General features: G+C 69.5%; 15 protein-coding genes. 10 read left to right on the forward strand and 5 right to left on the reverse strand.

Annotated features, from left to right (window positions below):
• Positions 1 to 3: 3 nt before the first annotated feature.
• Positions 4 to 624 (reverse strand): DUF1134 domain-containing protein, encoded by a 621-nt coding sequence (locus BLS34_RS16850; protein ID WP_215906133.1) that lies wholly within the window; start codon positions 622 to 624, stop codon positions 4 to 6.
• Positions 625 to 727: 103 nt separating this feature from the next.
• On the reverse strand, positions 728 to 1,504 hold the full coding sequence (locus BLS34_RS16855; protein WP_215906134.1) for a sterol desaturase family protein: 777 nt from the start codon (positions 1,502 to 1,504) through the stop codon (positions 728 to 730).
• An 82-nt stretch (positions 1,505 to 1,586) separates the two neighbouring features.
• On the opposite strand from BLS34_RS16855, the gene BLS34_RS16860 reads away from it, so the two are divergent.
• From BLS34_RS16860 to xth, 3 genes are all read left to right on the forward strand, one after another.
• Positions 1,587 to 2,384 (forward strand): gamma-glutamyl-gamma-aminobutyrate hydrolase family protein, encoded by a 798-nt coding sequence (locus tag BLS34_RS16860; protein WP_028796049.1) that lies wholly within the window; start codon positions 1,587 to 1,589, stop codon positions 2,382 to 2,384.
• Between the two features lie 262 nt (positions 2,385 to 2,646).
• Positions 2,647 to 3,333 carry a fumarylacetoacetate hydrolase family protein gene (locus tag BLS34_RS16865; RefSeq protein ID WP_028796050.1) on the forward strand — a complete coding sequence of 229 codons (687 nt, stop codon included), beginning with the start codon at positions 2,647 to 2,649 and terminating at the stop codon, positions 3,331 to 3,333.
• Positions 3,334 to 3,336: 3 nt separating this feature from the next.
• Positions 3,337 to 4,128, forward strand: coding sequence for an exodeoxyribonuclease III (xth, locus tag BLS34_RS16870; protein ID WP_028796051.1), 792 nt, complete (start codon positions 3,337 to 3,339; stop codon positions 4,126 to 4,128).
• Positions 4,129 to 4,310: 182 nt separating this feature from the next.
• Here the strand turns inward: xth and BLS34_RS16875 are convergent, their stop codons facing one another.
• The 3 genes from BLS34_RS16875 to BLS34_RS16885 all read right to left on the reverse strand — a co-directional run bounded on the left by BLS34_RS16875 (position 4,311) and on the right by BLS34_RS16885 (position 7,999).
• Positions 4,311 to 4,802 carry a class I SAM-dependent methyltransferase gene (locus BLS34_RS16875; RefSeq protein ID WP_028796052.1) on the reverse strand — a complete coding sequence of 164 codons (492 nt, stop codon included), beginning with the start codon at positions 4,800 to 4,802 and terminating at the stop codon, positions 4,311 to 4,313.
• 42 nt (positions 4,803 to 4,844) lie between these two features.
• Positions 4,845 to 5,291 carry a cyclic nucleotide-binding domain-containing protein gene (locus tag BLS34_RS16880; protein ID WP_028796053.1) on the reverse strand — a complete coding sequence of 149 codons (447 nt, stop codon included), beginning with the start codon at positions 5,289 to 5,291 and terminating at the stop codon, positions 4,845 to 4,847.
• Positions 5,292 to 5,359: 68 nt separating this feature from the next.
• A complete protein-coding gene (locus BLS34_RS16885; RefSeq protein WP_093152065.1) occupies positions 5,360 to 7,999 on the reverse strand; it encodes an ABC transporter transmembrane domain-containing protein in 2,640 nt (879 codons plus the stop codon).
• A 244-nt stretch (positions 8,000 to 8,243) separates the two neighbouring features.
• Here BLS34_RS16885 and BLS34_RS16890 point away from each other — a divergent pair, with 244 nt between their 5' ends.
• From BLS34_RS16890 to BLS34_RS16920, 7 genes are read left to right on the forward strand one after another with little or no spacing between them, the layout of a single operon-like run.
• Positions 8,244 to 9,494 carry a glycosyltransferase family protein gene (locus tag BLS34_RS16890; protein WP_215906135.1) on the forward strand — a complete coding sequence of 417 codons (1,251 nt, stop codon included), beginning with the start codon at positions 8,244 to 8,246 and terminating at the stop codon, positions 9,492 to 9,494.
• A gap of 2 nt (positions 9,495 to 9,496) precedes the next feature.
• The gene (locus BLS34_RS16895) at positions 9,497 to 10,801 is read left to right on the forward strand and encodes a glycosyltransferase family 4 protein (RefSeq protein ID WP_215906136.1); all 1,305 of its coding nucleotides are present in this window, start codon (positions 9,497 to 9,499) and stop codon (positions 10,799 to 10,801) included.
• Positions 10,798 to 11,901 (forward strand): glycosyltransferase family 4 protein, encoded by a 1,104-nt coding sequence (locus tag BLS34_RS26680; RefSeq protein WP_215906137.1) that lies wholly within the window; start codon positions 10,798 to 10,800, stop codon positions 11,899 to 11,901. Before BLS34_RS16895 ends, BLS34_RS26680 begins: the two co-directional genes overlap by 4 nt.
• A complete protein-coding gene (locus BLS34_RS16905; RefSeq protein ID WP_093152067.1) occupies positions 11,898 to 12,488 on the forward strand; it encodes a histidine phosphatase family protein in 591 nt (196 codons plus the stop codon). The genes BLS34_RS26680 and BLS34_RS16905 overlap by 4 nt, the downstream gene beginning before the upstream one ends.
• Positions 12,485 to 13,642: a glycosyltransferase family protein gene (locus BLS34_RS16910; RefSeq protein ID WP_093152070.1), complete on the forward strand. Its 1,158-nt coding sequence runs from the start codon at positions 12,485 to 12,487 to the stop codon at positions 13,640 to 13,642. The genes BLS34_RS16905 and BLS34_RS16910 overlap by 4 nt, the downstream gene beginning before the upstream one ends.
• Positions 13,639 to 14,406, forward strand: a complete 768-nt coding sequence (locus tag BLS34_RS16915; RefSeq protein WP_093152072.1) for a polysaccharide deacetylase family protein — start codon at positions 13,639 to 13,641, stop codon at positions 14,404 to 14,406. The genes BLS34_RS16910 and BLS34_RS16915 overlap by 4 nt, the downstream gene beginning before the upstream one ends.
• Positions 14,403 to 15,008 (forward strand): hypothetical protein, encoded by a 606-nt coding sequence (locus BLS34_RS16920; RefSeq protein ID WP_139189369.1) that lies wholly within the window; start codon positions 14,403 to 14,405, stop codon positions 15,006 to 15,008. Before BLS34_RS16915 ends, BLS34_RS16920 begins: the two co-directional genes overlap by 4 nt.
• Positions 15,009 to 15,018 lie beyond the last annotated feature (10 nt).

Here is a 15,018-nt window from a genome sequence, read left to right on the forward strand (position 1 = left end):
CCGTCAGAACGGGAACCAGGAGAACTCCCGGCCGTAGTGCAGGTAGCCGATATTGACGCCGGAGCGCAGGCCGACGCCGGTGCGGATCGGCGCCAGGGTCAGCTCGCCGTCGGACTGGTAGTTCACGCCGACGCCGGCGAAGAAGTAGTAGGATCCCTCCACGCCCGGGATGCGGCGGTAGATCTGGTCCGGCGAGTCCAGGTTGTAGACCAGCACGAACACCTTGGACGCGTTGCCGCCCAAATCGAAGCCCAGGGACGGACCCTGCCAGAACACCTTGCTCTGCCCGCCGCCGGCCTTGTTCAGCATGCCCTCGCCATAGCGCAGGCCGACGACGATGGCGCCGGAATACTCGCTGCCGGCGATATAGGCGCTCGGCTCGCCCATGTCGGCGAACACCTTCTCGATGACCTTGGCCAGGCCTTCGGTGGTCTCCCCGAACAGATCCTTGGCGGCGGACACGACCTCCGGCTCGCTGTAGGTCTTCGCCCCCGATGTGGTGGAGGAGGATGACGTCTCCGACGAGGAACTGCCGCCGGTCGTGGCGGTCTGGGCCTCAGCCCCGGCCGGCATGAAGAGGAGAGCGGTCAGGACGAGAGCGGCGGCGGACAGCCAGCGGGTCATTGAAACCTCCATTGTGTTGAGACCGGTGTCTCACCCGCGCACTATAGAAGCAACCCGATGGCATTTGTGAGAATTCGGCCCGTCGGATGGGCGGCCCGCAGGTCTATCCGGACCCGCTCCGGGACTTGAAGGGGCGGACCAGCAGGGCGAGAAAGCCGGTATCGTGCAGCCGCTCCACGCCGATCGCCATCTCCGGCGTCCGCGGGGTCGGGCTGAGGGTGGCGAAGATCCGGTCCCAGACCGACAGGGCGGTCCCGTAGTTTGAATCCGTGTCCTGGCGCACCGCGTGATGATGCACCCAATGGATCGAGGGCGTAACGATCACCGTCGACAGGGCCTTCTCCAGCCATCCGGGCAGGCGGGTGTTGGAATGCTGGAACACGGACGCCACCAGCACCAGGGTCTCGAACGCCAGCACCGAGGCCAGCGGGATGTCGAGCAGCACGATCACCACCGCCCGCACCGCCGCCGACATCAGCACCTCGCCGGCATGGAACCGCACCGCCGAGCTGGCGTCGAGGAACTCGTCCAGATGATGGATCTCATGGAACCGCCACAGGAACGGGACCGCGTGGTTCGCCCGGTGCCAGAAATAGATCCACAGATCCAGGATCAGCAGATCGGCCAGCAACGCCCAGCCGCCGTCCCACCACGCCGGCCGCCAGTCCAGGGTCATCGAGGTGGCGAGCACGGTGATCGGGATCACAGCCAGCCGGGACAGCCCGATATTCACCGCGAACAGCCCGGCATTGCGCAGGATCCGCGGCCAGCCGCCGCGTCGCACGACGGCGGGTGCCGCCCGTTCGGCCGTCAGGATCAGCCCGATCCAGGCGGCAACGGCAAGGCCCTTGGCGATGGTCAGCGTCTGCGGGTCCGACATGTCCAACATCATCGGGATATGGCATGGTGCGAGGGCCGGGCCAAGCGTCCGTGCCGTTGTCGTGACCGTCAGGAGAGTTTCCGTGAGCCGCCGCACGTCTTCAGGCCGACTGCCTCTCGTCGGCGTCACCGCCTGCCGCATCATGGGGGAGCACAACGCCAGTCACCGGGTCGGCGAGAAATATGTCACGGCCATGTCCGAGGTGGCGGGCGTCTGCCCGGTGATCATCCCGGCCCTGCCCGGCGGCGTGGAGATCGACAGCCTGCTCGACCGGCTGGACGGCGTGTTTCTCACCGGCAGCCCGTCCAACGTGGAGCCTGCGCGCTATGACGGCGGCGACAGCGCCACCCCGGACGAGCACGACCCGGCGCGCGACGGCGTCACCCTGGACCTCGCCCGGGCCGCCGTGGCGCGCGGCATCCCGCTGCTCGGCGTCTGCCGCGGCGCCCAGGAGCTGAACGTGGCCTTCGGCGGCACCCTGCACCAGGAGATCCATACCAAGACCGGCGGGCTCGACCACCGCATGCGCCGCGACGTGCCCTACGACTGGAAATACCGCCCCGCCCATTCGCTGGAGCTGGTCGCGGGCGGGCGGCTGGCCGCCATCGCCGGTCCCGGCCCGCATCTGGTGAACTCGCTGCACGGCCAGGCGATCGAGCGGCTCGGCCCCCGCGTCGTGGCGGAGGGCCGCGCGCCCGACGGAGTGGTGGAGGCGATCTCCATCGCCGACGCCCCCGCCTTCGCCCTCGCCGTCCAGTGGCATCCCGAGTGGCCGCGTCCGGTGGAGGGGATCAACCGGGCGATCTTCGAGGCGTTCGGCAAGGCCGCCCGCGCCGCCGCCAAGGACGCGCGCACCGGCGTCGATGTGGCGGCCGAATAGCCGGCCTGGCGACCCTCGCCATTCTGTCTCGATAGCGAAACGGTCGTGACCGGCCGGCGGGCTGGCGGGAGACTGCGGCACCGCAGCCGGGGCACCGACGCGCCCGACGCACGATGGGGACTGGACCGGGCGGGGGGATGCCCGCCATAGTCACGCAACCGAGCGCCTCCCGCTCCGGAGCGCGGCGACGACACTGTCGAAACTCCCGCGGAGGCCGGCGCTCGAAGAGCGATATATCGAGACGAAAAAGGAATTGGCTTCAATGGAATATGTGATCACCCCGCCGCGCACCGTGGCCGTGCCGGTGGCCGGCAGTGACCAGGGATTCCCGGTGCGCCGCATCTTCTGCGTCGGTCGCAACTACGCCGCCCATGCCCGCGAGATGGGCCATGATCCGGATCGCGAACCGCCGTTCTTCTTCATGAAGCCGGCCGACGCGCTGGTCACCGGCGGCGCGGCGATGCCCTATCCGTCAATGACCTCCGACGTGCACCATGAGATCGAGCTGGTGGTCGCCCTGTCCGGCGGCGGCCGCGACATCCCCGTGGAGGAGGCGAACAGCCTAATCTGGGGCTATGGCGTCGGTCTCGACATGACCCGCCGCGACATCCAGGCGGAGGCCAAGAAGATGGGCCGCCCCTGGGACATGGCGAAGGGCTTCGACCATTCCGCCCCGATCGCCGACCTGCACCCGGTGACGGAGACCGGCATCCTCGAGGATGCGGCGATCTGGCTCGACGTCAACGGCACCCGCCGCCAGGAATCCACCCTGAAGGCGCTGATCTGGTCGATTCCGGAGACCATCAGCTACCTGTCCGGCCTGGTGATGCTGGCCCCGGGCGACCTTATCTTCTCCGGCACGCCGGAAGGGGTGAACGCGGTTCAGCGCGGCGACGAGCTGCACGGCCATGTGGACGGTCTGAGCGACCTGCATGTGAAGGTGGTCTGACCGGTGCGGATCGTTACCTGGAACATCAACTCCGTCCGTCTGCGCCTGCCGCTGGTGCTGCGCCTTCTCCAGGAGATGCAGCCCGACGTGCTCTGCCTGCAGGAGACCAAAGCGCTCGTCGACGTGTTCCCGACCGGTCCCCTGGCCGAGGCCGGCTGGTCGCACCAGCTCGTCGCCGGCATGAAGGGCTATAACGGGGTCGCGATCCTCTCCCGCCTGCCGATCGAGGAGACGGTGTCGCGCGAATTCTGCGGCCGCACCGACGCCCGGCACGTGGCGGCGCGGATCGACGGCGGACCGGAGGTGCATAACTTCTACGTTCCCGCCGGCGGCGACGTGCCGGACCCGGCGGTGAACGACAAGTTCGCCCATAAGCTCGACTTCCTGGCCGAGATGACCCAGTGGCTCGGCACCGAGCGCAGCCCGGATCACCCGATGATCCTGGTGGGCGACCTGAACATCGCGCCGCTGGAGACCGATGTCTGGTCGCACAAGCAACTGCTCAACGTCGTCAGCCACACGCCGGTGGAGGTGGAGGCCCTGGACAAGGTCCAGGCCTCGGCCGGCTGGATCGACGCGGTACGCAAGATCGTTCCGCCGGAGGAACGGCTGTATTCCTGGTGGAGCTACCGGGCGAAAGACTGGTCGGCGGCGGACAAGGGCCGGCGTCTCGACCATGTCTGGGTGACTCCGCCCCTCGACGGCGGCATCCGCCATGCCGAGGTCATCCGCGACGCCCGCGGCTGGGAGAAGGCCTCCGACCACGCACCGGTGGTGGTGGACCTGGATCTTTAGAGGACTGCGGCGGGTCTACAGCCGCGTTTCCCACTTCGCCTTTCTCGTCATCCCGGTGGACCCCGGATCAAGCCCGGGACGATCCGGGATGACGGTCAGAAATTATTTTCTAAGACAAGGCACTAACGTACCGAATTTCCTTCGTACCGGCCCCGCAACTTTTCCGACACGACCGCCCTGGCTCACACCCGCTCGTACAGATAGATCCGCCCCGGCTTCACGCCCGGCGGCAGCGGCAGCGGGCTGAACGCATCCACCCCGTCCAGCGGCTGGTCGCTGACCACCACGCCGCCCGGCGCCAGCAGGTCGGCCACCATCGGCGCGGCGCGGCGCGACAGGGCGACGCTCTCCTCCTTGTCGCCGGTGCCGATATCCAGATGCGCCAGGACCGCGGTGCCGCCGAGATCGGCCGCGGCCCGCGGCAGGGTCTCGAACAGGTCGCCCAGATACAACCGGTCGTCGGGGGGAATGCAGTCGGGATGCGCGGCGACCTGGCGGTCGAACACGTAGATCTCGCGGCCCGGCAGGATCGCGCGCAGATGATCGTAGGTCCGCCCGTTGCCGAGCCCGAACTCCAGCGCTATGCCGCTGCGTCCTTGCACCCGGGCGGCGGCATCGTTGAGCGTGGAACGCTGGGCTTCCAGACGCCGGATCATGCTGTCGAGTCTACTCATGGGCCTGTCCGCTCTTGGACCAGTGTGCTGATTGGCTACCGGTCACCGGTTCAGCGCTTCGCGCAATTGGACATTGGTGCGTTCGAGCCGGGCCGCCAGTTCGCGCATGATCTCGATGGAGATCTGCGGGAACTCGCTGATCAGGCGGAAGAACAGCTCCTTGGTGATCCGCAGGGTGATCAGCTTCCCGGTCGCCTCCACCGAGGCGGTGCGCGGCACGTCGCACAGGATGGCGATCTCGCCGACCACGTCGCCCTTGCCGAGCTCAGCCACCTGGATCTCCCCGCCATCGGTGCGGATCCGGACCGAGGCCTCGCCGTCGATGATGATGTAGGCGGCATCGCCGACATCGCCCTGCTGGAACAGGCGCTGGCCGCTCTGGTAGGTGAGCCGCTCGGAGGTGAAGGCCAGAAGCTTCAGCTTCGACGGCTCGATCTTCGCGAAAAGCGGGATCTTGCGGAGCAGTTCCACCTCTTCGTTGAGGCTCATGGCGACCCTCCTTCATGGACCGGTGCCGTTATCAGAGGTGGGAAAGACGCGTCCATTGTGAAACCCCCTCAGTTCCGCGCGGCAATTTCGTGAAACACCCGGCCTTCCCGGTCGAGATCCTCCGGCGCGCCGGTCTCCGCCAGCCGTCCGCCGCGCATCACCGAGATCACCGGGAACAGGCGGGCGATATCCGGCCGCTGGGTCGACCAGATCACCGTGCGCCCGGACATCGCCTGCAGGATGTTGGCGACGAGCCGGCGCTGGGCGGCGGCGTCGAAGGTGGCGACGGCGTCGTTCAGCACCAGGATGTCCGGACGGCGTAGCATCGCTCGCGCGATGCCGATCTTCTGCCGCTGCACCGAGGACAGCCGGGCGCCGGCGATGCCGACCTCGAAATCCAGGCCGACCTCCATCACCGTCGGCCGCAGGTCCAGATCGTCCAGCACCGAGCCGATCACCGTTCCCACCCGGGCCACGCTGTCGGCCTGGCCGTAGGCGATCTTGCCGAACAGGATGTTGTCCTGCAGCGAGGCGGCGGCGTTGTAGGCATCGGCGCTGAAGAACGCGACGGAGCCCTGCAGCTCCTCCGGCAGGTCACGGGCGAAGGCGACGCGGGCCTCCAGGACCCGGGCCTGAATTCCGTCGTCGAGCATGCCCAGGCGATGACGCGCCGGGATCAGCTTGAACGGCAGCGACAGCAGCCGGGCGCGATCCTCTTCCGACACCTTCTCCAGCCCGATCCGCTCGACCCGGTTCAGCAGCGCCTGGAACTCCGGCAGATCGTCGGGTGAGATGAAGCTGAACTGGCCGAAGAACTCGTGGTCCGACGGCAGGTCGGCGAACAGCTCGACCATGGTGGCGGCCACGTCCCGGCCCATCTTCAGCAGATCGTCGGTCAGCCCGACGCTGGCCAGCGTGCGGCGTACATAGGGATGGGCGGCGATGGTGTCCGGCTGGAACGCCGGCCCGACCGGCGTGCCGAACAGCAGGTTCTCAGCCAGCGAGGCGTTGGTGTTGTAGCGGTCGGCGGCGAACGGCTCGACCAGGTCGACCATCTCCGGATCCTCAGCGAGCCGTTCGGCGAAGGACCGGCGCGCCGCCAGGATCCGCTCGGCGATCTGCGGCCGGGCCTGGGGATCGATGGTCCCGCGCAGGCCGAGGCCGTAGCAGTCGTCGTCCAGCTCGACCAGCATGAGGTCCTCGACCAGCCGGGAGACCAGGCCCTCGCCGTCGCCCACCGCCTCGGGATCGACCCAGGGGCCGCCCGGATCGTCGGTGGAGTTGGCCGCCTGGGCGGCGGTTTCCAGGGCCGCGCGGACCGCCGGATCGTCGCGCGCCTCGCCGGTCGGCCGGTGCATCACGCCGAGCAGCAGGTTCTCGCGGATGGTCGAGCTGAAGACGTAGGTGGACGGCCCCACATAGCCCATGCGCCGTCCGGTGATCGCCTCCGGCAGGGCGTGCAGATCGGCCTGACCGACGGTGATGCGGCCGCTGGTCGGATGCATCAGGCGCGCGATGGTCATGGCCAGCGCCTCGTTGCCGGCCCCGCCCGGGCCGAACAGCGCCATGTGGGTGCCCGGCGGCACGGTCATCGCCACGCCTTCGAACTGGACCTCGCCGTCGTCGTCGATCAGACCCAGGTTGTTCGCCCGCAACTCGCCGTCCAGCGGCTGCGGTGCCTCCGGCTCGGCGATGAGGGTCTCCTGCGCCATCATCTCCGGCAGGTCGAACTGGTCGATCACCTGCTCGTACTTGATCCGGGCGTCCTCCTTCTGCTGATAGAAGTTCAGCAATTCCTTCCAGGGGGCCGACAGGTCCTTGTAGGCCGCCAGGACGGCCACCAGCGCGCCGAGCGACAGCTCGCCCATGATCACCAGATAGCCGCCGATGGCGTAGAAGAAGAACGGCGTGAGCTGGGCGATGAAGTTGTTCAGGAACTTGATGACGAACTTGCGCTGATAGATCTCGAAGCGGATGTCGTAGATCACGCCGAGCTGGGCGGAGAACCGCGCCAGCATCAGCCGCGCCATGTTGTTCGCGTGGATCTCCTGCACGCCGGAGATCGTTTCTCCGATGCGGTCCGACAGCACGCGGACCGTGCGCACCCGCTGCTTGCCGAGCGCGTTCACCCGGCGCTGCAGCTTCGGAATGACATAGGCCTGAACCGGCGACAGGGCGATCGCCGCCGCCCCGAGGATCGGGTCCTGCATGAACATGAAGAACAGGATCGTGATCAGGGTCCCGCCCTGGAACGCCGGCAGCGAGATCGAGTCGCCGATGAAGCCGCCCAGGGGCTCCACCTCCTGGGTCACCATCGGGATGATCTCGCCCTGGCTGACCCGGCGGAAATGCGGGATCGGAAAGCGCAGGATGCGGGTGTAGAGCTCGTAGCGCAGGCGGCGCAGCATCCGCTCGCCCAGGCGCCCGCGATAGACGTTGATCCAGTACTTGAACCCGCCGTTGATGAACACCAGCACCAGGAACAACCCCGACAGGGTCCAGAGGTATTCGAGCTGATGGAACTCGATGCCGAGGAACGTGATGGGGAAATCGGTGGTGCCCTTGGCCCCGAGCGCCTCGTTCACGATCCGCTTCGGCAGGTCGAGCGAGTAGTAGAGGAAGGGGAACGAGATCAGCGTCATCACCAGCAGGATGATCTGTTCCCGCTTGGAATAGCGCAGAATGAACCGGTAGATCGTGGATTCCATCGCCCCGGTGACCTGTCGTCTCGACCTCGGATGCGGGCCAGTCCCGCCGCGGGCCGCCGACCGCTCCACCCACCGCAGGGCCACCCGGAGCCGATCTTGCTGCGGAAGGCCCAGCGGCGCAACGCCAAGCTGCGTCAAAAGGTTACCATTTCTCGGCCCGGCGCGATGTGCCATAGTGCGGCGGACATCGGCCTCCGCCAGAATATCGACATTTCCGGGCAGCGATGACAGCGACGGGGAACCCATGACGAAGACCAAGGCCCCCGCGACCGCCAAGCTGCTTGCGGACCGTCCGGCCGCCCGAGTCCTCATGTACAGCCACGACACGATGGGCCTCGGCCACCTGCGCCGGTGCCGCGCCATTGCCCACGCGCTGGTCGAGGATCATCCGGGCCTGTCGGTGCTGATCCTGTCGGGTTCGCCGATCATCGGCAGCTTCGACTTCCGCACCCGGGTCGACTTCGTCCGCATTCCGGGCGTCATCAAGCTGCGCAACGGCGACTACACCTCGCTGTCCCTGCATCTGGACATCGAGGAGACGGTGGCCCTGCGCAGCGCCATCATCCGCCACACCGCCGAGGTGTTCGATCCCGACCTGTTCATCGTCGACAAGGAGCCCCTCGGCCTGCGCGGCGAGGTCAAGGAGACGCTGGAGCTCCTGAAGGAGCGGGGCACGCCCCTGATCCTCGGCATGCGCGACGTGATGGACGAGCCGGAGCTGCTGGAGCAGGAATGGGAACGCAAGAAGGTGCTGCCCGCTCTGCAGGACCTGTATGACGAGGTCTGGGTCTACGGCGTGAAGGAGGTCTGCGACCCCTATGACGGGCTCGACATCCCGGCCGAGATCAAGCTGAAGACCCGCTACACCGGTTACCTGCGTCGCTCGGTCTCGCCGGCGCCGAGCCCGTCCTCCGCCCTGCCCTTCGGCGACGATCCGTTCATCCTGGTCACCGCCGGCGGCGGCGGTGACGGCGAGCCGGTGATGGACTGGGTGCTGCGCGCCTACGAGGAGGACCGGCAGCTTCCCTATCCGGCGCTGCTGGTGCTCGGTCCCTTCATGCCGCAGGAGCAGCAGCACGAATTCATGGAGCGCGCGAGCAAGCTCGATCGGGTCGAGGCGATCACCTTCGACAGCCGGATCGAGACGCTGATGGCCCGCTGCGCCGGCATGGTCGCCATGGGCGGCTACAACACGTTCTGCGAGATCCTGTCCTTCGACAAGCGGTCGATCGTCGTGCCCCGGACCGAGCCGCGGCTGGAGCAGTACATCCGCGCCCGCCGGGCCGAGGAGCTGGGCCTGCTGCGCATGCTGGTGGATGACGGCGACCGAAATCCGATGCAGATGGCCGCCGCCCTGCGGCAGCTGCCGGGCCAGAAGACCCCGTCCCAGGCCAAGGCGGTCGCCATGCTGAACGGGCTCGACCAGGTCGGCCGGCTCACCAAACGCTGGATAGACGAGCGGCGCCGGGCCGCTACGGCACGCCGGACCGCCTGACCGTGACCGGAAACGCGGAGAACGGAGCCACCGCTCACGCGGGCGTCCGTGGCCAGGTCGGCATCGTGGTGAAGGGCTATCCGCGCCTGTCGGAGACCTTCATCGCCCAGGAGATCCTCGGGCTGCAGCAGCGCGGCCTGCGCTTCCGCATCATTTCCCTGCGCCATCCGACCGACAAGGCGACCCACCCGGTGCATGACGCGATCACCGCGCCGGTCGACTATCTGCCGGAATACCTGGGAGACGATCTCGGCCGGGTCTGGCGCGGCTGGCGGACGGCCCGGCGGCTGCCCGGATACGGCAGGGCCCTGCGCACCTGGCTGCGCGACCTGTTGCGCGACCCCACCCCGAACCGGGGCCGGCGCTTCGGCCAGGCCTGCGTGCTGGCGGCCGAGCTCGACCCGGCGATCACCCATCTCTACGCCCATTTCCTGCACACCCCGGCCTCGGTCGCGCGCTACGCGGCGACGATGCGGGGGATTTCCTGGTCGGTCTCGGCCCATGCCAAGGACATCTGGACGACTCAGGACTGGGAGAAGCGGGAGAAGCTGGCCGATACCGCCTGGGCGGTGACCTGCACCGCGATCGGCGCCCGCCATCTGGCGGCTCTGGCACCCGATCCCGACCGGGTCAGCCTGCTGTATCACGGGCTGGACGCCTCCGCTTTTCCGCCGCCCGCCAGCCGGGTCAAGCGCGACGGCCGCGATCCGCACGCCCCGGTGACCATCGTCTCGATCGGCCGGGCGGTGCAGAAGAAGGGCTATGACGACGTGCTGGCCGCCCTGCGGGTGCTGCCGAACGACCTGAACTGGCGCTTCGTGCATATCGGCGGCGGCGCTCTGGCCGGTCGGCTGAAGCAGGCGGCCGACATCATGGGCCTGTCCGACCGGATCGAATGGCGCGGCGCCCAGTCCCGCTCCGGCGTGATCGACGCCCTGGCGGAGGCCGACATCTTCGTGCTCGCCAGCAAGATTGCCCCGGACGGCGACCGCGACGGGCTGCCGAACGTGCTGATGGAAGCCCAGCTCATGACCCTGCCGGTGGTGGCGACCTCGGTCTCCGCCATCCCCGAGCTGATCGACGACCGCGTCAACGGCCGGCTGGTGAAGCCGGGCGACCATCTGGCCCTGGCGAAGGCGCTCGAGGATCTGATCGGCGATCCGACCGCCCGGCTTCGGCTGGCGGCGGCCGGCCGCGCGCGGGTCCTGACCGAGTTCTCCGCCGATGCCGGGCTGGACAGACTCGCCGCCAAATTCGGCCTTGGCGACGCCGCATCACGGGCCGAGGGCCGGCCCGACGCGGCGTGAGGATCGCCTTCCATTCCCCTCTGAAGACCCCGGATTCGGCCGTTCCCTCCGGGGACAGGCGGGTCGCGCGCCTGCTGATGGCGGCCCTGACCCGTGCCGGCCACGAGGTCGATCTGGCCACCCGCCTGCGCAGCCGCGACGGCGAGGGCGACGTCACCCGGCAGGCGCGGCTGGCCGAGCTGGGGACCCGGCTGGCGGCGCGCTATCTGCGGCTGGTGTCGCAGGGGCGGCGGCCGCGCCCCGACCTCTGGTTCACCTATCACCTGTACTACAAGGCGCCGGACCTGATCGGCCCGCTGGTCGCCGAGAGCCTGGGCATCCCCTATGTGGTCGCCGAGGCCTCGGTGGCGCACAAGCGCGCCGGCGGGCCCTGGGACCAGGGGCACCGGGCGACCCTGGCCGCCCTGGCCCGGGCGGATCTGGCGGTCGGCCTGAACCCCCATGATCGGGCACTGGTCCAGCCCTGCCTGTCGCCCGGAGCGCGCTATCTCGACCTGCCCCCCTTCCTGGCGATCGACGGCCCGCCGCCGGCGCGCGCGGACGGCATCGATCGCCCGGTGGCGCTCCTCGCGGTCGGCATGATGCGGGCGGGCGACAAGCTCGCCTCCTACCGCGTGCTGGGGACCGCCCTGGCGCAGGTCCCCGGCGACTGGCGCCTCACCGTGGTCGGCGACGGCCCGGCCCGGACGGAGGTGGAAGCGGCGCTGGCTTCGGTCGCCGACCGTGTCACCTGGCGCGGCGCGCTCGACGCGCCCGAGCTTGACGCCGCGTATGGGGCCGCGGACCTGCTGGTCTGGCCCGCGGTGAACGAGGCCTACGGCATGGCCCTGCTGGAGGCGCAGGCGGCCGGGCTGCCGGTGGTGGCCGGCGACACCGGCGGCGTGTCGGCCATCGTGCGCCACGGGACGACCGGCCTGCTGGCCCCGGTCGGCGACGCCGACGCGTTCGCCGGAGCCGTGAGGACGCTGGTCGCGGACCCGGCCCGGCGCCGGTCGCAGGGCGCCAAGGCGGCCGAGATCTCCCGTGCCGAGCACGGCCTGCCTGCCGCCGCCGCGGCCCTGGATGCCGCCCTGCGAACCTTGGTGGAGGCGCGCCGATGACCCGGCTCGCGTTGCTGCGCCACGGCCCGACCGCCTGGAACGCCGAGAAGCGGCTGCAGGGCCGCGCCGACCAGCCGCTCTCCCCGGACGGCGCGGCGCAGGTGCGCGGCTGGATCCTGCCGGCCGAGGTCGCCGGTTTCCGCTGGCTGACCAGCCCGCTGATCCGCGCCCGTCGTACCGCCGAGCTGATCGGCGTCGAGGCCGCCATCGAGCCCGCCGCCATCGAACTCGATTTCGGGGCCTGGGAAGGCCGCCGCCTTGCGGAGATCCGCGCCGAAGATCCGGACGGCACCGCGGCGAACGAGGCGCGCGGCCTGGATTTCACCCCGCCCGGGGGCGAGAGCCCGCGCGCCGTGCAGGCCCGGCTCGCCCCCCTGCTCGTCCGCCTCGCCCTAGAGGGCCGGGATACCGGGATCGTGACCCATAAGGGCGTCATCCGCGCCCTGTTGTCCCTGGCCACCGGCTGGCCGATGGTCGATAAGCCGCCGGTGAAACTTTTCTGGGACCGGGTGCATCTGTTCGACCTCGCCGCCGACGGCACGCCGCGCCTGACCCAGCCCAACCTGCCCCTGAAGGCCGACCGATGACCCGACCGACCGTCATGCTCTATGTCCAGAACCTGCTCGGCATCGGCCATCTGCGCCGGGCGGCGGCGGTGGCGCGCGCGCTGGTGACGGCCGGCGCAGATGTCGCCTTCGTGTCCGGCGGCATGCCGGTGCCGCATCTGCCGCTCGGTGGGGCGAAGATGGTGCAGCTGCCGCCGATCCGCACCGAGGATGGCAACTTCAAGGTGCTGCTGGACGAGACCGACACGCCGATCGACGACGCCTTCCGCGACGCCCGGCGCGACCGGTTGCTAGCCCTGTTCGAGGAGCTGCGGCCGGCGGCGCTGATCACCGAGCTGTTCCCCTTCGGCCGCCGGCAGATGCGCTTCGAGCTGCTGCCGCTGCTGGAGCGCGCCCGGCAGGCCGAATGGCACCCGCAGACCTTCTCCTCCATGCGCGATATCCTGGTGACCAAGCCGCGGCGCGACCGCAACCAGGAGATCGTCGATACCCTGAACGCCTATTACGACGCCGCCCTGATCCACTCGGACCCGGAGCTGATCCGGCTGGACCGGACCTTCCCCATGGCGGCCGAGATCACGGTGGAGCAGCACTACACCGGCTATGTGGTCAACGCCGACGACATCGCCGTGCCCGAGGCCGATCCGGCGGCGACGGGCGAGGTGCTGGTCTCGGCCGGTGGCGGCGCGGTGGGCGACCGGTTCATGCCGACCGTGGCGCGCATGATTCCGGACCTGCCCCTGGCCGACCGGCCCTGGCGGCTGGTGACCGGCCACCACATGCCGTCCTCCGCCCTGGCCCGGATCGAGGCCGCCGTTCCCACCAACGCGGTAATCGAGCGCAGCGTGCCGAACCTGCCGGAACTGATGGCGGGTGCCGCCCTGTCGGTCTCCCAGGCCGGCTACAACACCCTGCTGGAACTGCTGGCGGCGCGGACCCGCGCCGTGGTCGTGCCCTATGAGGGCGGGGTGGAGACCGAGCAGCGGCTGCGCGCCGACCTGCTGGCCGATGTCGGCGCGCTCGAGGTGGTTGCCGAGGACGCGCTGACCGCCGAGAGCCTGGGGGCGGCGATGGAACGGGCGCGCGGCCGGTCGCGCGACGCGGTGCCGAGCGTCGATCTGGACGGCGCGCGCAAGACGGCGGCCTATGTCATGGACCGTCTCGCCCGGCGATGAGCGCACGCGACACCCTGGCGGCCCTTCTGGACCGGCGCGGCGAGCAGGACCGGCCGCTGGCCCTGTGGTGGCGCGACGACGATCTGGAAACACCGTCCGGCGCGCTGTCCGTCTGCCTGGAGGCCCTGGGCGAGGCCGGCATCGCCGCCGCCTTCGCTGCCATCCCCGGCGGCCTGACAGCCGAGGCGGTCGCGGCGCTGGACGGCACCGGCTCGGCCCTGTTCGTCCATGGCTGGGCCCACACCAACCACGCGCCCGCCGGAGAGAAGAAGTGCGAGTTCGGCACGACCCGTCCGCTGGCCGACAGGCTGGCCGAGATCGCCCGCGGCTGGGCGCGGCTTCGCCAGGTCGGCGGCGAGCGGGCATTGGCCTGCTTCGTGCCGCCCTGGAACCGGATCGGCGAGGATCTGCTGCCGGTACTGGGCGCGGGCGGGATCGCGGCCCTGTCCGCCTTCGCCTCGCCGAAGCGCCCTGCCCCGCCGGCCTCGGTGCCGCGGCTCGACGCCCATGTGGACCTGATCGACTGGCGCGGCACCGGAAAACCGGTGCCCGGCGCGACCCTCGCGACCGAAATTATTAAACACGACGGGGTGGACGGACCGGTCGGAATCCTGTCCCATCACCGCGTCACCGACCGGGGGGCATGGACCGACTGGCAGCCGATCCTGCGGCTGCTGTCGGATCATCCCGCGGTACAGTGGCTTTCCCCGGGCGACGCGCTTGCCCGGGTGGGTGTGGAACCGGGGAAACGGAGGCGCTTGTGACAGTGCACCGCTATGAGCGCGGCGCGATCGTCTGGGACATGGCACGGGGCGGACTTGGCCTGCTCGTGACCGGCCTGCCGCTGGTCGTCACGCCGATGGCGACGACCATGACCGTGATCTTCGGCGCCCTGGCGACCCTGTTCGGTGTCTATGTGGTCCGTACCTGGCTGCGCACCGCTCAAGCGGTCGAGGTCGATGCCGACGGGATCCGCCGCACCGGGCCGCTCGAAATCGACATTCCCTGGGCAGACCTGGACTCCATGGGCCTGCGCTACTTCTCGACCCGCCGCGACAAGAACGCCGGCTGGATGGAGCTGAAGCTGACCGGCAACGGCAAGAAGCTGCCGGTGGAGAGTTCGATCGACGATTTCGAGGGCCTCGTGCGCCATTGCATGCTGGTGTCGCGGCGCAAGAATCTTGAACTGTCCGAGACGACGCTCGACAATCTGCGCGCCCTCGGTCTGATGGGGCCGGCGCCGGAGGCCGACGGGAGCGACGGGCCACCGAGCTTCGACTCGAGTGGGCATATCGCCCCGAAACTCGAACCGGGTCTGCGGCAAGGAATCGGGCGGCAGGGAATTGGACCGGATCGGGACCGCTGATAAGCTGCTG

It is taken from the genome of Thalassobaculum litoreum DSM 18839 (assembly GCF_900102465.1).
GTDB classification, from domain to species: domain Bacteria; phylum Pseudomonadota; class Alphaproteobacteria; order Thalassobaculales; family Thalassobaculaceae; genus Thalassobaculum; species Thalassobaculum litoreum.